The organism is Polaromonas sp. (genome assembly GCF_030689685.1).
GTDB lineage: Bacteria > Pseudomonadota > Gammaproteobacteria > Burkholderiales > Burkholderiaceae_C > Polaromonas.
This window is the reverse complement of the sequence record NZ_JAUYEY010000028.1, coordinates 1-20,756: the sequence shown is the minus strand read 5'-3', so window position 1 is coordinate 20,756 and position 20,756 is coordinate 1. Positions and strand designations below refer to the sequence as shown.

The window sequence follows — 20,756 nt, the reverse complement described above, 5'->3', positions numbered from 1 at the left end:
CGGCTGCAAAGCGGCCGCGCCGGTCCATTTTTCACCGGCTTTTTGCCCCATAGCTACGGCTATGAGGCTGCAAACCCGGCAAAAACTGTCCTCGCCGGGGCCACTTTTCGCTTCGACGCCTTCTGCCGCCCAGACTCCTAGCCTATGCCAGGAATGCGTGCACAGCTATAAAAAATATAGCAAACAGAGACCGAATCAGCCTTCCATCAGCTTGTGCACCAGGTCGGCCGTGGTCGATGCCTTGTATTTGCGCATCAGGCGGGCGCGGTAGATTTCCACCGTGCGGTGGCTGATGACGAGGGCGCGGCCGATTTCCTTGGAGGTCATGCCGTCCATCAGGTGGGCCGCGACTTCGCGTTCGCGCGCCGTTAGTTCGGCCTTGACCGGCCGGCGCGAGCTCAGGTCCTCAAAGGTCCAGATGCCCGACTCGTGCGGAGCGGCGCGGTTGAGTGCGCGTCCAGTGACGTGGCACCAAAAGGTCTCGCCCTTGAGGCGCCCGTCGACCCGCTTCATGATGCGGTCGTCGGCGTAATGGCCCTTGGCATTGAGGATGGGCAACATGCGCGCGCCTATGCGTTCGTATTCGTCGGCGCTGGGGTAGAGAATCTGGAAGGACTGGCCGATGAGCTGCTCACGCGCAGCGCCAAACATCTCGCACAGGTGCTGGTTGCAATCGACGATGCCGCGATTGCGCGACAGCACCAAGCCAACCGGGGCCATGTTGAATGCCAGGCGGTAATCGATATCCATGGGGTTTGTCAGAGGCACCGAGGGTTAAACTTTAGGGGTAACTACGTATCTTGATAGGTAGTATCGTAAAGCTTTTGAAGTTTGTGTTGAAGTTCTCCAGGAGATTTTTGTGAATAAACTTTTCCCCTCCGCTGCCGAGGCCCTGAAGGGTGTCGTCAAGGACGGCCAGTTGATGGCTGTCGGCGGTTTTGGTTTGTGCGGCATTCCCGAAGCCCTGATCCAGGCCTTGCGTGACAGCGGCACGAAAGACCTGACCGTTATTTCCAACAACGCCGGTGTTGATGGTTTTGGCCTGGGCAAACTGCTGGAGACACGCCAGATCAAAAAAATGATCTCCAGCTATGTCGGCGAGAACAAGGAGTTCGAGCGCCAGTACCTGGCCGGTGAGTTGGAGCTGGACTTCACGCCGCAGGGCACGCTGGCTGAAAAACTGCGCGCTGGAGGCGCCGGCATCCCGGCTTTTTTCACCAAGACCGGTGTTGGCACCCAGGTGGCCGCGGGCAAGGAATTGCGCGAGTTTGACGGCGAGACTTATGTGATGGAGCGTTCACTGGTGCCCGATGTGTCGCTGGTCAAGGCCGCTGTGGCCGACAAGTCCGGCAACTTGCGCTTCAACCTGACGGCCCGCAATTTCAATCCCGCCGCCGCGATGGCCGGCAAGATCTGCATCGTCGAGGTGGAAAAGATTGTTGAAATGGGCGAGCTGGCCCCGGACGACATCCACCTGCCGGGTATCTATGTGCACCGCATCGTGCTCAATGCCAGCCCGGAAAAACGCATCGAAAAACGCACCATCACCGAGAAAGCCTGATATGCCCTGGACCCAAGACCAAATGGCGGCGCGCGCCGCCCAGGAACTCGAAGACGGTTTTTACGTGAACCTCGGCATCGGCATTCCGACGCTGGTGGCCAACTTTGTGCCCAGCGATAAAGAAGTCTGGCTGCAGTCGGAAAACGGCATGCTGGGCATTGGCGCCTTCCCCACCGAAGGCCAGGTCGATGCCGACCTGATCAACGCCGGTAAACAAACCGTCACCACCATCAAGGGTTCGTCGATTTTCGGCAGCCATGACAGCTTCGCGATGATCCGCGGTGGCAAGATCAACCTAAGCATCCTGGGCGCGATGCAGGTCAGCGAGAAAGGCGACCTGGCCAACTGGATGATCCCCGGCAAGATGGTCAAAGGCATGGGTGGCGCGATGGATCTGGTGGCTGGGGTCAAGCGCGTCATCATCCTGATGGAGCATGTCGCGAAGAAAAAAGACGGCACCGAAGACCTGAAAATTCTGCCGCAGTGCACGCTGCCTCTGACGGGCGTTGGTGTGGTGGACCGCATCATCACCGACCTGGCCGTGTTGGATGTGACGCCGCAGGGTCTGAAAGTGGTTGAGCTGGCGCCTGGCGTCACCCGCGAAGCGCTGCAAGCCAAAACCGGCTGCAAGCTGTATTGAAGGCATAAGCGTTGCGACACGCAGCTGCCATGAAAAAAAAGGCCCCGAGGGGCCTTTTTTATTGTCTTGAGCGGGTGATGGGAATCGAACCCACGCTATTTGCTTGGGAAGCAAAAGTTCTGCCATTGAACTACACCCGCATACTCTGATTGTAAAACCACAGGCACCGTGGTTGGCCAAAAAAACTCAAGGCCGCACGTAAGCCCAGCCTTCACCCTGTTTTTTCATGATCTCGGTCACGCCCGCTGGCACATAACTGATGGCGGGCAGCATGTCCTCCTTGGTGATTTTCTGGGTGCGCATGGTGTTTTCGCAGGCTATGACACGCACGTTGGCTTTCATCGCATCAGCCACGCGGGCGCCGGAGGGCGACTCAAGCTTGAGCATGCCTATGCCGGGGCCGTACACGACGATGGCAATGTCCACATTGGCGGCGCCCACGTCGTCCTGCACGTTCTTGGCGTTGTTCAGCGCCAGGTTCCATTTGGCCGGGTCGTTGTCACTGACCTGAATCACCAGTTTGTGGCGTTTTTGGGCTGTAGCCCCCGTCCCCTGTGCGCCAGCAGCTATCAAAAAAGTAGCGCCTGCAAAGGCCGCGCCAGCGTGGATAAAACGTCTGCGGTTCATTTTTGTATGTCTCCAATGCATAGGTATTTTATTTCCACGTATTCATCAATGCCGTGGCTGGAGCCTTCACGGCCCAGGCCCGACTGCTTGACGCCCCCAAATGGTACATGCTCTGTCGCAATCACGCCGACGTTGATTCCCACCATGCCGTATTCCAGCGCTTCGGCCACGCGGTAGATGCGGCCCACATCGCGGCTGTAGAAATAGCTGGCCAGGCCGAACTCGGTGTTGTTGGCCGCATCTATGGCCTGCTGCTCGGTCTGAAAGCGAAACACTGGCGCAAACGGACCAAAGGTTTCTTCCCGGGCGCAAAGCATGTCGTCGGTGGCTTCCGATATCACGGTGGGTTCAAAAAACTGCCCCTTGAGTTTGTGGCCACCGGCCAGCAGTTTGCCGCCTTTGGCAATTGCGTCGGCCACATGGCGCTGAACCTTGTCAACGGCGGCATCTTCGATCAGGGGGCCTTGAACCACACCGTCCTCAAAACCATTGCCAACCTTGAGCAGTTTGACCTTGGCGGCGAATTTTTCAACGAACTGGTCGTACACGCCGTCCTGCACGTAAATGCGGTTGGCGCAGACGCAGGTCTGGCCGGCATTGCGGTATTTGCTGGCCATGGCGCCTTCGACGGCCGAATCTACATCAGCGTCGTCAAACACGATGAAGGGCGCGTTGCCACCCAGTTCCAGCGAGAGTTTCTTGACCGATGGGGCGCTTTGCGCCATCAGAATGCGGCCGACCTCGGTAGAGCCGGTAAAGCTGATGTGGCGCACCACGTCGCTGGCACAAAACACCTTGCCGATGGCAATTGAGTTGTCGCTGTCGGCGGTAAGCACATTGAGCACACCCGCCGGAATGCCGGCACGCATGGCCAGCTCGGCCGCCGCCAGAGCGGTCAGCGGTGTCAGCTCGGCCGGCTTGATGACCACCGGGCAACCGGCGGCCAGCGCTGGCGCCACCTTGCGCGTGATCATGGCCAGCGGAAAATTCCACGGCGTAATCGCGGCGCAGACCCCGATTGGCTGCTTGATGACCATCAGGCGGCGGTTGTTGTCAAACTGCGGCAGGGTTTCGCCGTTGATTCTTTTGGCTTCTTCGGCAAACCATTCGACAAAACTGGCACCGTAGGCCACCTCGCCTTTGGCCTCGGCAAAGGGCTTGCCTTGCTCGGCGGTCATGATGGTCCCCAAGTCTTCGACGTTGGCCATCAGCAACTGGTACCACTTGAGCAAAATCGCATGCCGCTCTTTGCCGGTCTTGCTGCGCCAGGCCGGCCAGGCGGCATTGGCGGCGGCAATGGCGGCTTCTGCGTCTGCGGTGCCCAGATTGGCGACATCGGCAAGTTTGAGCCCGGTGGCCGGGTCATGCACGTCAAAACGGGCCGTCCCCTTGACCCACTGGCCGTTGATCAGACCGTCGGTCTTGAACAGGCTGGGGTCTTTAAGCAGCGAAATGGGGGAAGTTTTATTGAAACCTGCGGTTTTCATTTCCATGGGGGGCTTTCAGAGGCGGTGTAGGGCAGCGCAGTTTTGCATGCAGCCGCAAAGCATAGCCCTTTACCTAAAAACCAGGGGTGCAGTGGTAAAATCTGGTTGAATCAACCAATTTTTAAGGAGTTGCCATGCACGCAGTAGGACTGTTTGAAGCGAAAACGCATTTAAGTGAATACGTGGCACGCGCGGAGGCGGGTGAAGAAGTCATCATCATGCGGCACAACAAGCCAGTGGCGAAGATTGTTTCTTTGAATGCTGTGGCTGCTGCGGTTGAGATACCCAAATATGTGCAACGTACTTTTGACATGGGCGTGCCGTTGGTTGACTTAAGCCGAGCCAACCAGTTGGTGGCTGAACTAGACAATCTCGAATTTCTGAAACTAAACGCTCGACTTGCACGCGCTGCAAACAAGCGCAAAAAGGCCACAGATAAAAAACCAAAAACAGCGCAATCGCATGAAGCTGCCTGACACAAACGTCTTTTTGTACTCAGTCAACCCATTGAGCCCGCACCACAAGCAGGCCGCTTTGTGGCTTGGCGATGCGTTTGACGGTGTACAGGGAGTCGGGTTGGCCTGGCTGGCAATGATTGGTTTTATTCGTCTATCAACGCATCCGGCCATTTTGCCCAAACCGTTGTCTGTGACTGATGCCACAAGTATGGTTGACGATTGGCTGTTGCACCCCAGGGCACGGCTGCTGCACCCCACCGAGCGACATTCCGGCATTTTGTCGCGCTTGCTCCTGGGTGCAGGCGCCGCAGGTAACCTAACCAATAACGGGCATTTGGCCGCTTTGGCGGTCGAGCACAGCGCAACGGTTGGTAGCTTTGACAAAGACTTCAAAAAGTTCCCTGGTATCAAGCTTGATCTACTGGTTTGATTTTGTTTTGCTGATTTATTTATGACTACAAAAAACGCCTCATCACCCCCTTTCACCGTCGCCGACATCCGCAAGTCTTTTCTCGACTTCTTCGCGTCCAAGGGCCACAGCGTGGTGCCGTCCAGCTCGCTGGTACCGGGTAATGACCCGACGCTGATGTTCACCAATTCCGGCATGGTGCAGTTCAAGGACGTGTTTCTGGGCACCGACAAGCGCTCTTATGTACGTGCGGCTTCGGTGCAGGCCTGCCTGCGTGCCGGCGGCAAACACAACGACCTGGAAAACGTCGGTTACACCGCACGGCACCACACCTTCTTCGAGATGCTGGGCAACTGGAGTTTTGGCGACTATTTCAAGCGCGAATCGCTGAAGTGGGGCTGGGAGCTGCTGACCGAGGTTTACAAACTGCCGCCCGACAAACTCTGGGCCACGGTGTATATCGACGACGATGAGGCCTACAACATCTGGACGAAAGAGATTGGCCTGCCGCCTGAACGTGTGGTGCGCATTGGCGACAACAAGGGTGCCAAGTACGCCAGCGACAACTTCTGGATGATGGCCGACACCGGCCCTTGCGGCCCGTGCAGCGAGATTTTTTACGACCATGGTCCGCACATTGCCGGCGGCCCGCCCGGCAGCCCCGAGCAGGACGGTGACCGCTACATCGAAATCTGGAACCACGTCTTCATGCAGTTCGACATGCAGCCCGATGGCCGGGTCTTGCCGCTGCCGGCACCGTGTGTGGATACCGGCATGGGCCTGGAGCGCCTGGCCGCCATCCTGCAGCATGTGCACAGCAACTACGAAATTGATATTTTCGATGCCCTGATCAAGGCCGCTTCACGCGAGACTGGTGAAAAAGACCTGGATCACAAGAGCCTGCGGGTGATTGCCGACCATATCCGCGCCACCGCGTTTCTGGTCAGCGACGGCGTCAATCCGTCGAACGAAGGCCGCGGTTACGTGCAGCGCCGCATCATCCGCCGCGCCATTCGGCATGGCTACAAGCTGGGCAAGAAGACGCCGTTTTTTCACAAGCTGGTGCCCGATCTGGTCAGGCTGATGGGTGCGGCCTACCCGCGTCTGGCCGCGCAGGCTGCGCGCATCAGCGAGGTGCTGCGGGTCGAGGAAGAGCGCTTTTTCGAGACGCTGGAAAATGGAATGGAGATTCTGCTGCGCGAGATTAATACCTTGGTCGACATCTCGCAAAAAGAGTTTAAGGACGATACGTCTTGGAATTTGCTAAGCGGCCAAACCGCATTTCTCTTGCACGGAACATATGGGTTTCCGATTGATCTGACTGCGGATGTGTGTCGCGAATATGGAATTGGGGTGGACCAAGAGGGGTTTGGCGTTTGGCTTGAAGCAGAGAAAGCCCGCGGCCGTGCTGCCGGCAAGTTCAAGATGGACCGCGCGCTGGATTACGCGGGCGAAGGCCATGCTTTTACCGGGTACGAGTTGCTGGAGGAAACGGCCAAAGTCGTGGCGCTGTATGCCGACGGCGTGGCTGTGCAGGCGCTGAATGCCGGGCAAAGCGGTGTGGTGGTTTTGAGCACCACGCCGTTTTATGCCGAGAGCGGCGGCCAAGTGGGTGACCAGGGTTGGTTGCGTGCGGGCGGCCCCTCACCCCAGCCCTCTCCCCAGAGGGGCGAGGGAGTAACACGCCCTGTCCTTGAAGGGGGTGGGGTTGCCAGTCTTGCTTCACTCCCTCTCCCCCCGGGAGAGGGCAGGGGTGAGGGTGCAGCGTTTGAAGTGCTGGACACGCAAAAAATCAAGGCCGATGTGTTCGGCCATCACGGAACCATGGCCAGTGGCTCACTCAAGCTGGGCGATGCGGTAACCGCACAGGTCAACACCGCCGTGCGCGCCGCCACCGTGCGCAACCACAGCGCCACGCACCTGATGCACAAGGCCTTGCGCGAAGTGCTGGGCGACCATGTGCAGCAAAAGGGCAGCCTGGTCGATGCCGAAAAAACCCGCTTTGACTTTGCGCACAACGCGCCGGTCACTGACGTGCAGATTCGCGAGATCGAGGCGCGTGTCAACGCCGAGATTTTGTCCAACGTGGCCACCGACGCCAGCGTGATGGACATGGAAGCCGCGCAAAAAACCGGCGCCATGATGCTGTTTGGTGAAAAGTATGGCGACGAGGTGCGTGTGCTGAGCATAGGCACCAGCAAAGAGCTTTGCGGCGGCACCCATGTGGCGCGTACCGGCGACATTGGCTTGTTCACCATCACGGCCGAAGGCGGCGTGGCGGCCGGGGTGCGGCGCATTGAAGCCGTCACCGGCATGAATGCGTTGTCCTACGTGCAGAGCATGGAAGCGACCTTGGGCGGCGTAGCGGGTACCCTGAAAGTTGTGCCCAGCGAAGTGCCGGCCCGCGTCGGCGCCCTGCTCGATCAAGTGCGGGATATGGAAAAAGAACTTACGGCGCTCAAGGGTCGGCTGGCGTCAGCTCAGGGCGATGAACTGATGGCGCAGGCGGTGGATGTAAAAGGCCTGAAAGTGCTGGCCGCCAGGCTTGAAGGCGCCGACGCCAAGACCCTGCGCGACACCATGGACAAGCTCAAGGACAAGCTCAAGACGGCAGTGATTGTTTTGGCTGCGGTGGATGGCGACAAGGTGCAGATTGCGGCTGGCGTCACCGCCGACAGCGTGGGCAAGGTCAAGGCGGGCGATCTTGTCAACTTTGTCGCTCAGCAGGTCGGCGGCAAAGGTGGCGGCAAGGCCGACCTGGCGATGGCCGGTGGCACCGATGCCTCCAGGCTGGCGGCTGCGCTGGCATCGGTGCAGCCCTGGGTGGCTGAGCGGGCCTGAGCCAGCGCGACAAATTGCTATCAAATCAGTAGCTGCTGACGCATATGTTTAAAGGGCTGGCGGCACTTTTGGTTTGTATTTTGGCGGCTGGGGCCGCCTCTGCTGCCGTACCGCAAGAGGCCAGCTACCCCAGCCAGGACGGAACGCTGATCAAGGCCCAGGTGTTTTCGCCTGCGGGCGCCTTGCCGCGCGGCACGGTGGTGGCCCTGCATGGTTGTGGCGGGCTGTACGCCAGCCGGGGTGCGCGCAGGGGCCAGCTCAACGCTCGCCATCAAGCCATGGCCGATATGCTGGTGGGGCAGGGTTATGCAGCGGTCTTTCCCGACAGCCTCACGCCGCGTGGCGAGTCCGAGCTGTGTACGCAGAAAATGGGCTCTCGCCAGATCGACCAGACGCAACGGCGTGCCGATACGCTGGGGACGCTGGCCTGGGTAGCCGCCCAGCCTTGGGCCTCCGCTGGCCGTATCGCGCTGCTCGGTTGGTCGCATGGCGGCAGCGCGGTGCTGGCGGCCACCGATTTGTCGCGTGCCGATGTGCGTGCACAGTTGCCAAAGCCCGCATTGGCGGTGGCGTTTTACCCGGGCTGTAGCGCTGCCTTGAAGTCGGGCTACAGGCCAAGCGCACAGCTGGTGCTGATGCTCGGCGAAAAAGACGACTGGACGCCACCTGGCCCCTGTGTGGAACTGGGCAAAGCGGTGGGCGCCGAAGTCAATCTCTATGCCGACAGTTACCACGACTTTGACAGCCCGGTTGGCGAAGTGCGGCTGCGCCTGGACGTGCCCAATGGTGTTCACCCGGGGCAGGGCGTGCACGTCGGCCCCAACCCGGCGGCGCGCGAGCAGGCCTATGCGCGGCTGCGCGAACTGCTGGCCCAAGCCTTCCGGTAAAAACTCACGCGGCCACCAACGCCTGAACTTGCCGCAGACTTGCCACGGTGCGCAGGCAGGCCTGAGCGACTTCCGTGCCCTTGATGACAAAGTGCTCGCTGAAAAAGCGCTGATGCTCTTCGTGGGCATGAAAGTGCTGCGGCGTCAGCACGGCCGATAACACCGGCACACCGGTGTCGAGCTGCACCCGCATCAGGCCGTTGATCACGGCGTCGGCAACAAACTCGTGGCGGTAGATGCCGCCGTCGGCCACCAGGCCGCAGGCGACGATAGCCGCGTAACGGCCGGTGCGTGCGAGCTGCTGCGCATGCAGGGGAATCTCGAAGGCGCCCGGTACCTCCAGCAAGTCGATGTCCTGCTTCGGCACTTCATGCCTGGCCATTTCGGCCAGAAACGCATCGCGTGCCTGGTTAACGATGTCGGCGTGCCAACTGGCCTGGATGAAACAGAACCGGGCAGGAAGTTGCGGCGGCGGGACGCTGGTTGGGGGATGTCGCTGACTCATAAGCTTCTCCTGAAAACGGTTACCGAAATTCAGGGCGCACGAGTCTTTGGTCCGCGGGCAAGCCGGCGCGCAGGCGTCGGCCCACGGCGGGGGCCATGGACGTCGCGCTCTCTTTCATCCGGACTGTGACCGTCGGCTTCGGAGTTGAACCGAATCTGCTGACCCCGGCTTCCGTGAAAAAGCCGGGCGCTCGCGGGCTGATGCGCCTTAACGCAAACACCGCCGGTGGGGAATTTCGCCCCGCCCTGAGAACGCTGTGCCGGCGTGATGGCCGGCACGCATGAAGTGTAAGCGCCGTCCCAAAGTCGGCGCTGCGCGCGGGCTATTGGGCACTGTGTGTCGATCAAGAGGCTGCTACACCGCATTGCAAGCGGGGGCCGCGATCCGGCTTCGCCGGGCGCGAGGCGCCCGCCCCTGCAAGGGGGAGGAGGCGAAGCCTCCACGGGGTGTGCTTATTCCACTTCGGCAATCAGCTCGATCTCGACGCAGGCGCCCATCGGGATTTGGGCCACGCCAAATGCGCTGCGGGCGTGGCTGCCTGCGGCACCGAAGACTTCGGCAAACAGCTCACTGGCGCCGTTGGTGACCAGGTGCTGTTCGGTGAAGTCGCTGGTGGAGTTGACCAGGCTCATCAGCTTGACGATGCGTTTGATCTTGCCGAGATCACCCACCGCTGCGTGCAGCGTGCCCATCAGGTCAATGGCGATGGCGCGTGCCGCCAGCTTGCCCTCGTCGGTGGCCATGTTTTTGCCGAGTTGACCGACCCAGGCCTTGCCGTCTTTTTTGGCAATGTGGCCAGAGAGGAAAACCAGCTTGCCGGTTTGAACAAAAGGCACATAAACCGCTGCGGGCACAGCCACGGGGGGCAGGCTGATGCCCAGTTTTTGAAGTGTGTCGTAGATCGGGCCGGTGGGTTGGGTCATGAAGCGCTCCTGGAAGAAAATAGACTGGGGTTTAGAAGAAAATATGCCTTAAGCCCTTATGTGACGGGCGTAAGCAGCTATCAAAAGAGTAGCAGATATGGCGGGGCAGCGCCGTCATTCTAACGGGGCGCGGCGGGTTCAGCCCGGCTCAGGCAGTTTGTCGATGGGCGTCACGGAGACCGCCACGTTCAGCACATGGTGTGCGCCGCCGCGTATCACGCCGCGCATCGGCGAGACGTCCAGAAAATCACGGCCAATGGCCAGCGTGACATAGTCTTCTCCGGGTGCGCGGTTGTTGGTCGGGTCAAAGTCCAGCCAGAGCCCGGGGCTTTGCCCGTCTGCCAGCGCCATGCCGCTGGCTTTGCTTTCCACCGGGCAATAGACTGAGGCCCAGGCGTGGGAGGCATCGCTGCCGATCAGGCGTGGCTGGCCGGGGGCAGGTGTGGTCAACAGGTAGCCGCTCACATAACGTGCCGGCACACCCATGGCGCGGCAGCAGGCGACCATGATGTGGGCAAAGTCCTGGCAAACACCTTTGCCTGATTGCAGCGCCTCCACAGCCGGCGTTCCGACTTCGGTGCTGTCGCTTTCGTAGGTCATGGCCTCGTGGATGCGTTCCATCAGGTCGTGGGCGGCTTCGGGCAGCGGCCGACCTGGGATAAAACTGGGGCGGGCAAATTCTGCAAATGCATCGTCTCGCGGCACATACGGTGAGGCAAATACAAACTCGCAGGCGCTGTCGTACGCGCCACCGGCATGGTAGCGAAACTGCTCACGCACGGCCTCCCACGGCAAGCCGGGCGCTGCGTCCTGTGTCGCGGCATTCAGTGCCAGCGTTGAAACAATGCTGTCGGCGCGCACGGTCAGCGTGTCGTGCGGTCCCTGTAGCGAAAAGTAGCTGCGGGTGTTGCCATATACATCCGTCAACTCCTGTATCCGTGCAGGCTGCGGGCTGATGCTCAGGCTGTGCCGCAGCAACTGCTGGCCCGCGTGGCTGGCCGGTTTAAGGTGCAGCACATGGTGCGCGCTCTCCACCGTGGGGGTGTAGGCATAGTGCGTATCGTGAACAAGGTGAAGCAGCATCGCGAAAGTAGGGAAGTCAAATGCGAAGGGCGGCGCTTATGCACCCAGGCTGTGCTCGTCCTGGGCGACATGGCTGAAGTAGCGGCGGCTCAGCAGGTCAGACAGGTCGAAGGCGGCTTCGCAGCAGCGCGCCAGCTGGTTCAGCAGGCTGGCGTATGGCTGGTCCTGCGCGGCACCCGGTGCTGCGATACACAGCTCCCTCAATATCCAGCTGCCGGGGTCAGGCAGGGTCTGGGTCAGCTCGGGAGCCTGCGCCTTGCCTGCCGTGTTTTCAGCCAGACGCGCAAGACGGCCGCGCAGCGTCTGCGTGACCCAACCGAGTGAGCGCGGGTTGTCGCGGTCCAGCACCAGCAGATCCAGCAGCGCCGGTATGTCGCGCTGCTGCTGGTACTGGGCATGAAAGGTGATGGTGCTGTCGAACAGTGCCAGCATGGCGTCAAAGCCGCCTTCGTCATGCACCGCGCCGGTTTCAAAACCAAGAATCAGCGCCGCCGACAGTGTGTGGAGCCGCTCGATATGACGGCCCGTGCTGAGCAGGCGCCAGCCATCATCACGGCTCATGCGGTCGGTCTGCGCGCCGGTCATGGCGGCCAGGAAGCTGCTGGCCGACTCCAGTGCGCGCAGCGCCTCGACCGAGGAATATTCCAGCGCCTGGGTGGCCGGGTGGTCGGGACCGCTGAAGCTCTCGCAGCGCCGGAAAAAATCTTCCTCGGCGCGTACGATCACATGCCACTGCTCCTGCGACAGGCGCTCGCGCACTGCCGAAGCCGCGCCCTTGAGCGCGCGCAGGTTGTAGCCGACGCTGGCGGCTTGTTCGGTATCGGCCAGGCTGGCGATCAAGGAGCGCTCGAAGACGCGGCGCGCCTGCGTGGCCGGCGGAACGGTGTCGAGCACCAGCCCGTTTTTGACGGCCAGCTCGGACAGCCAGGCCAGTAAGGGTTGCGAGGACTGGTCCTCGCCGTTGAGCGATTGCAGCGTCAACCGGGCCATGCGGATGGCGTTTTCGGTGCGTTCGGTATAGCGGCCCAGCCAGAAGAGGTTTTCGGCTGCGCGGCTGGTCACCGCGGGTTTGTGCCGGTGGCGGGTCCAGACCTGCGGCGCGGCGCCGGGCTCTGCCCCGGCGGGCACGGTGGTGCCTGTATTTGTTGCGGGTGGGGCCGCCGCAGGCGACGAAACCACCCACACATCGGCGCTGCTGCCGCCTTGCTGCATGGACGCAATTTTGGCATTGACACCAGCCAGCCGCGCCAGGCCGCCTGGCAACACCTGCCAGGAGCCGGCGCCGTCGGCCACTGCAAAAACCCGCAGCATGGTCGAGCGTGGGGCAATGCGCTGGCCTTGCCAGGTGGGCGTTTGAGACAGCGGCAGATAGGCCTGTACCGTGTAGTCTTCGCTGCGCCGGACCAGACGGCCCGCCCACTCATCAATCTCACGGCTGGACAGCGTTTGCGCAATCACGGAGCTGCTGCCAACGTTCGGGTAGGTGGCTTTGATAACGCATTCTTTCAGGCGCGGCAGTACCGATTGCAGGGCGGCCTGCTCACCGCACCACCAGGTGGCCAGCGAGGGCATGGCCAGCGGCTGATCCAGCAGGTGGCGCGACAGGGCCGGCAAAAAACCCAGCAGCGCGCTGGATTCGAGAAAAGCCGAGCCCGGCGTGTTGGTCACCAGCACATTGCCGGCGCGTATCGCCTGCAGCAGGCCGGGCACACCCAGGGTGGAGTCCGAGCGCAGCTCCAGTGGGTCCAGAAACTCGTCATCCAGGCGTTTGAGCAGGCCGTGCACCGGCTCCAGGCCCTGCAGGGTTTTGAGATAAAGCTTGTCGTCCCGCACCAGCAGGTCGCTGCCTTCAACCAGCGTCAGCCCGAGGTAACGCGCCAGATAGGCGTGTTCAAAATAGGTTTCGTTGTAGGGGCCGGGTGTCAGCAAAACGATGCGGCTGTCTTCGCCACGCGCACCCGCCGGGCTGTGGGCTTTCATGCCGTCGATCAGCGCCTTGTAGGAAGCGGCCAGTGCCTGCACTTTCATTTCACGGAAAGCTTGCGGGAAGAGCCGCGAAATGGTCAGGCGGTTTTCCAGCAGGTAGCCCAGGCCGGACGGTGCCTGGGTGCGTTGCGAGACGACCCACCAGCGCCCGTCGGGGCCGCGTGCCAGGTCAAAGGCCGCAATGTGCAAAAAGGTGCCGCCGGCCGGCTGAACGCCGTGCATGGCGCGCAGGTAGCCGGGGTGGCCCTGCACCAGCGCCGTTGGCAGCAGCCCCAGCGACAGCAGCTGTTGCGGGCCATACACGTCGGCCATGATGCGGTCCAGCAGGCGCGCGCGCTGCGTGATGCCCCTGGCGATTTGCGTCCAGTCCTGGGCCGACAGCAGCAGTGGAAACAGGTCCAGTGACCAGGGACGCTGCGGGCCGTTGGCGTCGGCATAGACGTTGTAAGTGACGCCGTTGTCGCGGATCTGCCGGTGCAGGTTGGCGGTGCGGTGGCTCAGGTCGTCAAAACCATCGCCGCCGAGGAAATTGAAGAAGCGGTGCCAGTCGGGTGCCAGCTTGGCGGGCGGAGGGGAGGCGGGGTCGGCCGTGGGCAGGGCGGCCGCAACAGGTGCCGTGCCGGCCAGATGCAATGCAAACTGGCTTTGCTGCTGGCTTTGACTGGGTGCAGGGGATGGTTTGTCCAGCATCCGGCCGTGTAACTCGTCGAAGTGGCCGGCTGTGGCCGGCTGTGCCAGCGCCACGGCCAGATCGACAGCAGACTCCAGCGTCGCAGCTGCAAAAAGAGAGGGGTTGTTTTCCACGCTGGCCCAAGTATGCCTTCATGCAGGGGAGCAAGCGCCCGGTTTGTGGCGTCTATCCGACACAAACCGGGCAGTGTTTAAAGGCTTGGCGATGCCTGGCGCAGATCGAGTGTGAACGGAAACTCGCGGCTGGGCTGCGCCGGTTGCACCCGGATTTTGCCCGGCGTGTGGCCCATCTGGAAAAAGCGGTTCAAACGCCGGCTTTCGGCTTCGTACGAATTGACCGGCAGCGTGTCGTAACTCAGGCCGCCCGGGTGCGCCACATGGTACTGGCAGCCGCCCAGTGAGCGCTCCATCCAGGTGTCCACAATGTCAAAAGTCAGCGGCGCATGCACGCCGATGGAGGGGTGCAGGGCCGAGGGCGGGTTCCAGGCCTTGTAACGCACACCGGCCACGTACTCACCCACCGTGCCGGTGTTTTGCAGCGGCAGGGCGCGGCCATTGACGGTGATGACGTAGCGCTTGTCGTTGAGGCCGGTCACATGCACCTCGACCCGTTCCAGCGACGAATCGACATACCGCACAGTGCCGCCCGACGAGCCTTCCTCGCCCATCACATGCCAGGGCTCGAGCGCGCTGCGCAAGGTCAGCTCGATGCTGTTGGCTTTGACTTGGCCAATCATCGGGAAGCGGAACTCAAAATGCGGCTCGAACCAGGCCATGTCAAAGCCATAACCGGCCTCGTTGAGCTCGGTCAGGACATCGGCAAAGTCTTGGCGCACAAAGGCGGGCAGCAAAAAGCGGTCGTGCAGCTCAGTGCCCCAGCGCGTCATGCGCCCGTGGTAGGGCTTGTTCCAGAAACGTGCCACCAGCGCGCGCAGCAACAATTGCTGCACGATGCTCATACGTGCGTGCGGCGGCATCTCAAAGGCACGCAGCTCAAGCAGGCCGAGGCGGCCGGTGGCTGAATCGGGCGAGTACATTTTGTCGATGCAAAACTCGCTGCGGTGGGTGTTGCCGGTCACATCGACCAGGATGTTGCGCAGCGTGCGGTCCACAATCCACGGCGGCATGTCCTGGCCGTATTTCTGGCGGTTGATGGCGATCTCGCGCAGCGCGATTTCGAGCTCGTACAACTGGTCGTTGCGCGCCTCGTCAATCCGGGGTGCCTGGCTGGTCGGGCCGATGAACATGCCCGAGAACAGATAACTCAGCGACGGGTGGTTGTGCCAGTAGGCGATCAGGCTGCCGAGCATTTCGGGCTTGCGCAGAAACGGACTGTCCGGTGGCGTGGCCCCGCCCAGCACAAAGTGGTTGCCACCGCCGGTGCCAGTGTGGCGGCCATCGGTCATGAATTTTTCTGCCGACAGGCGGGTTTCGTGCGCGATCTTGTAGAGAAACTCGGTGTGTTCGACCAGCTCGTTCCAGTTGTAGGCCGGGTGGATGTTGACCTCGATCACGCCGGGGTCGGGCGTGACCTGCAGCATTTTCAGGCGCGGGTCGCGCGGTGGCGGGTAACCTTCGAGCACGATCTGCAGGCCCAGCGTCTGGGCAGTGGCCTCCACCGCAGCGAGCAGGTCCAGGTAGTCCTCCAGACGCTCCAGCGGCGGCATGAAGATGTACAGCGCGCCGGTCTGCGGTTTTGCGCCTTTTTCTTTTTCTTTTTCTTTTTCTTTTTCAGAGGCGGCGGTCGGCTTGTCCTGGGGGCCGTTGGCCCGGGCCGGGTCGCGTACTTCGACACACAGGGCGATGCGCGGCAACCACGCGGCCGATTGGCGGGGGGCGGGAAGGGGGTCGGCTTCTTTGGCGCTGACGGTTGCCGCTGTTTTGACAGGTGTTGCAGCGTCAGCGGGCGCGGCATAACGCTCGACCAAAACTTCAGCGGAAGGCAGGTCTTCGCGCGGCGCAAACGGGTCGGCCTCGTTGACACCAGTGTGGTCGGTTTTCGAGACCCAGGGCAGGGCGTCCAGCGGTAGGCGGTAACCCATGGGCGAGTCGCCCGGGCTTAGGTACATGCGCCCGTCCCTGAAATACCAGGGCCCGGTGGCCCACAGCGGGCCTTTGGCAAGCGTGGCACTGGTTTCTTCCCGGACTTTGAGCGGCAACACATAACCGACCACCGCATCCAGCCCCTGCGAGAACACGCGGCGCAGGCGGGCGCGCTCCATCGCGTCGTCGAGTTGGGTGTCAAACGGATCGACATTGACCGGCAGGCGGCGCTCGCGCCACAGGTAGTACCAGGTGTCTTCATAACCCGGCGTGATGTGTTGGGTGGACAGGCCCAGCTTGCCGGCCAGGGTGTCGGTAAAACGTTTGGCATCAAGACTGGTGTAGCTGCAAGGCTGGCGCTCGTCGGTGAACAGCGCCGGGTTCTGCCAGACCGGTTGGCCGTCCTTGCGCCAGAAAATGCTCAGCGCCCAGCGCGGCAGCTGCTCGCCGGGGTACCACTTGCCCTGGCCGAAATGCAGGAAACCGCCTTCGCCGTATTCAGCGCGCAGCTTTTGCACCAGCTCGGTCGCGTAACCGCGTTTGGTCGGGCCCAGCGCGTCGATGTTCCATTCGGCGGCGTCGCGGTCTTGCGTGGCTACAAAGGTCGGCTCGCCGCCCATGGTCAGGCGCACATCACCGGCCTGCAAGTCCTGGTCTACCTGGTGGCCGAGTTTCAGCACGTCGGCCCACAGTGCGTCGGTGTAGGGCTGGGTCACGCGCGGTGACTCGTAAATGCGCTGCACCCCCATGTGGTGTGCAAATTCGACCTCGCTTTTGTCCACGCCGCCTTCAATCGGCGCGGCGCTGGATGGCTCGGGCGTGCAGGCCAGCGGGATATGCCCTTCACCGGCCATCAAGCCCGAGGTCGGGTCCAGACCAACCCAGCCCGCGCCCGGCAGAAATACTTCGCACCAGGCGTGCAGGTCGGTGAAGTCGGTCTCGGCGCCGCTCGGGCCGTCTAGCGATTTCACATCCGCTTTGAGCTGGATCAGGTAACCGGAGACAAAACGTGCAGCCAGCCCCAGGTGGCGAAACAACTGCACCATGAGCCAGCCGGTGTCGCGGCAGGAACCGATGGCGAGTTGGAGGGTTTCTTCCGGCGTCTGCACGCCTGGCTCCATACGAATCGCGTATTTGATGTCGCCCTGCAGCTTCTGGTTCAGGCCAACCAGAAAGTCGATGGTGCGTTTCGGCGTGCGGTCCACGCTGTCCAGGTAGGCCTTGAGCAGCGGTGTGACAGGCGCGGTGGCCAGGTAGGGCGCCAGCTCACGCGCCTGGTCTTTGTTGTACTCGAAGGGAAACTCTTCGGCGTCAGGCTCCAGGAAGAAGTCAAACGGGTTGAACACCGCCATTTCAACCACCAGATCGACCGTGACCTTGAAATCGCGCGTCGGCTCGGGAAAGACCAGGCGTGCCTGGTAGTTGGCAAACGGGTCCTGTTGCCAGTTGATGAAGTGGCCTGCAGGTTCAATCGTCAGCGAGTAAGACAAGACCTTGGTTCGGCTGTGCGGCGCAGGCCGCAAGCGGACCACTTGAGGGCCGAGTCGCACCAGGCGGTCGTATTTGTAATGGGTGATGTGGCTCAGGGCAACATGGATGGACAAGTCGGTCTCACTTTTCAGAAAATTTGGGGCGTTATTGGCACTATGCCGCAGAAACAGGGAACTGGCCGCATTCACGGTTTTAATACATTCAATCCAAGCAAGAGCTGCGCCAAAGGCCTGAATGGCTGTCAGCGCGTGATTGACGGATATCGGTGAAAAGCGGGTTGTCGCGCGGCTTGTAGGCGGATGCGGGCGCCGGATCGTTGAACAGCTTTGCCGCAACACATAACAATGATCCAACAGGGGAGGCATGTGCGCCAAACGATGTCAGCCAGGCCGTCAGGTCGTTTGTGGGGGCCGATTTTTTGCGGATTTGTCGCGGGCGCCGCCTTGCAGTTGCAGCAGCCTGCGCTGTTGCAGGCCTGGGTCTATGGAGCTTTGCTAGTTGGCTCCGCAGCCCTTGCGCTGGTTTGTTTTCGCTTGTCTTCGGATGCAATGTGGGGGCTCAGGGCGGTAGCTGTACTGGTTCTGGCGTTGGGCTTGGGCTTCGGTCTGACCGGCCTGCGCGCCGTGATTTTTCAGGCTGGCGCGCTGGCGCCAGCGCTGGAAGGCCGGGACATTGAGGTCACGGGCCGGGTTGTGGCCATGCCCCAGCGCAACGACGACGGCCTGCGCTTTCGTTTTGCCATCGAGTCCGCCCGTCTCGATGGGCAGCCGGTGGTGCTGCCGCCGCGGGTTTACCTGGGCTGGTATGCCGGTTTTGGTTTCCGGGAGCCGGTGACAGGGATAGGTGGCCCGGACAACCCGGATGCCAGCGGCAGCCCGGCCGTAGCAACCGCCCTGCAGCGCCAGCCACCGGCCCTGCGCGCCGGCGAACATTGGCGCATGACGGTGCGTCTGAAAGCGCCGCACGGCAACCGCAACCCGCATGGGTTTGACTACGAACTCTGGCTTTGGGAGCAAGGTGTGCAGGCCACGGGGTACGTTCGCGCAGGGCTGCGGGATCCGGCGCCTACGCGGCTTGCCGACGGCTGGCGCCACCCGGTCGAGCGCATGCGCCAGTCGCTGCGGGACGCGGTTTATGCGCGCGTGGCCGACCGCCAACTGGCCGGCGTGGTAGCAGCCCTGCTGGTGGGCGACCAGAACGCCATTGAGCGCGCCGACTGGGATGTGTTCCGGGCCACGGGCGTAGCGCACCTGATGTCCATTTCAGGATTGCACATAACGATGTTCGCCTGGTTGGCGGCGCAAGGCATCGGCTGGTTGTGGCGGCGTTCCGCACGCTGGACCCCGGCCCTGTGCCTGGCTCTGCCGGCGGGCAGCGCCGGTGTCTGGGGTGGCTTGTTGCTGGCCGCCGGCTACGCGCTGCTCTCGGGCTGGGGTGTGCCGGCGCAACGCACCGTCTGGATGCTGGCCACCGTGGTGTTGCTGCGCCAAAGCGGCAAGCGCTGGCCCTGGCCCCAGGTCTGGCTGCTGGCCATGGCGGTGGTGGTGGCGCTCGATCCCTGGGCCTTGCTGCAGGCCGGGTTCTGGCTGTCGTTTGTGGCGGTGGGTATTCTCTTTTCGACGGGGTCTGCCGAAGACCAATTTGCTATCAATTCAGGAGCTGCTCACGCAAATAGGGAAAAGGCTGGAGGCCGATTTGATAAAAAATTAAGAGTGTTTCGGGTTTTGGGCGTGTCGTGGCTGGCAGGCGCAGCCCGCGCATTGCTTCGTGCCGCCCGCGAGCAATGGGTGCTGACGCTGGCGCTGGCGCCGCTGTCCTTGCTGCTGTTCAACCAGGTGTCGCTGGTCGGCATGGTGGCCAACGGGCTGGCCATTCCCTGGGTGACCTTGCTGGTAACACCGCTGAGCCTGCTGGGCGTGTTGTGGGCCCCCTTGTGGGACCTGGCGGCGGCCGCTGTTGCGGCGCTGATGGTGTTTTTGCAGTGGCTGGCCCTCTGGCCACTGGCCAGTATCAGTGTGGCGGCTGCACCGCTGTGGTGTGCACTGGCCGGTGTGGCTGGTGGCGCGCTGCTGGTGCTGCGTTTGCCCTGGCACTGGCGCGTGTTGGGGGTGCCGCTGCTCTTGCCCGTGCTGCTCTGGCAGCCGCTGCGTCCGATGTCGGGCCAGTTCGAGCTGATTGCCGCCGATGTGGGGCAGGGCAACGCGCTGATTGTCCGCACGGCGAGCCATACGCTGGTCTATGACGCTGGCCCGCGTTTTACGCGCGAGAGCGACGCCGGTCACCGGGTGCTGGTGCCGCTACTGCGGGCGCTGGGCGACAAGGTCGATACCTTGATGCTGAGCCACCGCGACAGCGACCACATCGGCGGTGCTCCGGCCGTGCTGGCCATGCAGCCGCAGGCGGCATTGCTCAGCTCCATCGAGGACGGCCATCCGCTGCAGGCCTTGCGGCCGTCGCGGCGCTGCGTCGTCGGTCAGCACTGGGTGTGGGACGGCGTCAGCTTTGACGTGCTGCACCCACCGGCGCGCGACTACGAAACGTCGCAAAAATCGAATGCCATGAGCTGCGTATTGCGTATCTCCAACGGCAACAAGGCAGCCCTTCTGGCCGGAGACATCGAACTGGCGCAGGAGCAGCGGCTGGTTGCGGCGGGCGTGGACCTGAAGGCAGACGTTCTGCTGGTGCCGCACCACGGCAGCAAGACCTCGTCCAGCCCGGCCTTCCTGGATGCTGTGCAACCCAAGCTGGCGCTGGCGCAGGCCGGATACCGCAACCGCTTCGGACACCCGGCGCCCCCAGTGCTGGAGCGTTATCGTGAACGCGGGATTGCGGTATTTGCATCTCCTGCGTGCGGGGCTGCCACCTGGACCAGTGCGCGGCCCGCAGACATCGCCTGTCAGCGCCAGACCGGATTGCGCTACTGGCACCACCGGCCTCCGGATTAAAGCGGGCTTCCTACAGGCGGCTGGCGCATTCCTTGCTAAGCTAGGAGCTTGGGCGGCAGAAGGCGTCGAAGCGAAAAGTGGCCCCGGCGAGGACAGTTTTTGCCGGGTTTGCAGCGCCATAGCCGTAGCTATGGGGCAAAAAGCCGGTGAAAAATGGACCGTCGCGGCCGCTTTGCAGCC

The 20,756-nt window shown here is 62.2% G+C and carries 15 protein-coding genes, 1 tRNA gene and 1 riboswitch; of the genes, 7 read left to right on the top strand and 9 right to left on the bottom strand.

Going from position 1 to position 20,756, the window contains the following annotated elements; translation table 11 throughout:
* Positions 1-195: 195 nt before the first annotated feature.
* The gene (locus tag Q8O29_RS07580) at positions 196-750 is read right to left on the bottom strand and encodes a PAS and helix-turn-helix domain-containing protein (RefSeq protein WP_305561451.1); all 555 of its coding nucleotides are present in this window, start codon (positions 748-750) and stop codon (positions 196-198) included.
* Between the two features lie 109 nt (positions 751-859).
* Between Q8O29_RS07580 and Q8O29_RS07575 the strand changes: the two genes are divergently transcribed.
* Positions 860-1,561, top strand: coding sequence for a CoA transferase subunit A (locus Q8O29_RS07575; protein ID WP_305561450.1), 702 nt, complete (start codon positions 860-862; stop codon positions 1,559-1,561).
* Between the two features lies 1 nt (position 1,562).
* Positions 1,563-2,201 carry a CoA transferase subunit B gene (locus tag Q8O29_RS07570; RefSeq protein ID WP_305561449.1) on the top strand — a complete coding sequence of 213 codons (639 nt, stop codon included), beginning with the start codon at positions 1,563-1,565 and terminating at the stop codon, positions 2,199-2,201.
* 69 nt (positions 2,202-2,270) lie between these two features.
* On the opposite strand, the gene Q8O29_RS07565 is transcribed toward Q8O29_RS07570, so the two are convergent.
* The 3 genes from Q8O29_RS07565 to Q8O29_RS07555 all read right to left on the bottom strand — a co-directional run bounded on the left by Q8O29_RS07565 (position 2,271) and on the right by Q8O29_RS07555 (position 4,321).
* Positions 2,271-2,341, bottom strand: a tRNA-Gly gene (locus Q8O29_RS07565).
* A 46-nt stretch (positions 2,342-2,387) separates the two neighbouring features.
* On the bottom strand, positions 2,388-2,828 hold the full coding sequence (locus Q8O29_RS07560; protein ID WP_305561448.1) for a DsrE family protein: 441 nt from the start codon (positions 2,826-2,828) through the stop codon (positions 2,388-2,390).
* Positions 2,825-4,321, bottom strand: coding sequence for an NAD-dependent succinate-semialdehyde dehydrogenase (locus tag Q8O29_RS07555; protein WP_305561447.1), 1,497 nt, complete (start codon positions 4,319-4,321; stop codon positions 2,825-2,827). The genes Q8O29_RS07560 and Q8O29_RS07555 overlap by 4 nt, the downstream gene beginning before the upstream one ends.
* Positions 4,322-4,449: 128 nt before the next feature.
* Here Q8O29_RS07555 and Q8O29_RS07550 point away from each other — a divergent pair, with 128 nt between their 5' ends.
* Genes Q8O29_RS07550 through Q8O29_RS07535 form a run of 4 tightly spaced genes read left to right on the top strand, consistent with a single transcriptional unit; the run spans position 4,450 to position 8,910 of the window.
* Complete coding sequence (locus Q8O29_RS07550) at positions 4,450-4,791, top strand: type II toxin-antitoxin system Phd/YefM family antitoxin (protein ID WP_305561446.1); 342 nt, start codon at positions 4,450-4,452, stop codon at positions 4,789-4,791.
* A complete protein-coding gene (locus Q8O29_RS07545; protein ID WP_305561445.1) occupies positions 4,778-5,203 on the top strand; it encodes a TA system VapC family ribonuclease toxin in 426 nt (141 codons plus the stop codon). The genes Q8O29_RS07550 and Q8O29_RS07545 overlap by 14 nt, the downstream gene beginning before the upstream one ends.
* Positions 5,204-5,224: 21 nt before the next feature.
* The gene (gene alaS, locus Q8O29_RS07540) at positions 5,225-8,023 is read left to right on the top strand and encodes an alanine--tRNA ligase (protein WP_305561444.1); all 2,799 of its coding nucleotides are present in this window, start codon (positions 5,225-5,227) and stop codon (positions 8,021-8,023) included.
* A 44-nt stretch (positions 8,024-8,067) separates the two neighbouring features.
* Positions 8,068-8,910, top strand: coding sequence for a dienelactone hydrolase family protein (locus Q8O29_RS07535; RefSeq protein WP_305561443.1), 843 nt, complete (start codon positions 8,068-8,070; stop codon positions 8,908-8,910).
* A gap of 4 nt (positions 8,911-8,914) precedes the next feature.
* On the opposite strand, the gene Q8O29_RS07530 is transcribed toward Q8O29_RS07535, so the two are convergent.
* The 5 genes from Q8O29_RS07530 to Q8O29_RS07510 all read right to left on the bottom strand — a co-directional run bounded on the left by Q8O29_RS07530 (position 8,915) and on the right by Q8O29_RS07510 (position 17,744).
* Entirely contained in the window at positions 8,915-9,415 is a 501-nt protein-coding gene (locus tag Q8O29_RS07530) for a 6,7-dimethyl-8-ribityllumazine synthase (protein WP_305561442.1), read from the bottom strand.
* A 102-nt stretch (positions 9,416-9,517) separates the two neighbouring features.
* A riboswitch (FMN riboswitch) is annotated at positions 9,518-9,672 on the bottom strand.
* Positions 9,673-9,867: 195 nt separating this feature from the next.
* Positions 9,868-10,338, bottom strand: coding sequence for a RidA family protein (locus Q8O29_RS07525; protein WP_305561441.1), 471 nt, complete (start codon positions 10,336-10,338; stop codon positions 9,868-9,870).
* A gap of 138 nt (positions 10,339-10,476) precedes the next feature.
* Positions 10,477-11,421 carry a transglutaminase family protein gene (locus tag Q8O29_RS07520; protein WP_305561440.1) on the bottom strand — a complete coding sequence of 315 codons (945 nt, stop codon included), beginning with the start codon at positions 11,419-11,421 and terminating at the stop codon, positions 10,477-10,479.
* A 36-nt stretch (positions 11,422-11,457) separates the two neighbouring features.
* Positions 11,458-14,097 (bottom strand): circularly permuted type 2 ATP-grasp protein, encoded by a 2,640-nt coding sequence (locus Q8O29_RS07515; protein ID WP_305561454.1) that lies wholly within the window; start codon positions 14,095-14,097, stop codon positions 11,458-11,460.
* Positions 14,098-14,288: 191 nt separating this feature from the next.
* On the bottom strand, positions 14,289-17,744 hold the full coding sequence (locus Q8O29_RS07510) for a DUF2126 domain-containing protein (RefSeq protein ID WP_305561439.1): 3,456 nt from the start codon (positions 17,742-17,744) through the stop codon (positions 14,289-14,291).
* 264 nt (positions 17,745-18,008) lie between these two features.
* Between Q8O29_RS07510 and Q8O29_RS07505 the strand changes: the two genes are divergently transcribed.
* Positions 18,009-20,576 (top strand): DNA internalization-related competence protein ComEC/Rec2, encoded by a 2,568-nt coding sequence (locus Q8O29_RS07505; protein WP_305561452.1) that lies wholly within the window; start codon positions 18,009-18,011, stop codon positions 20,574-20,576.
* Positions 20,577-20,756 lie beyond the last annotated feature (180 nt).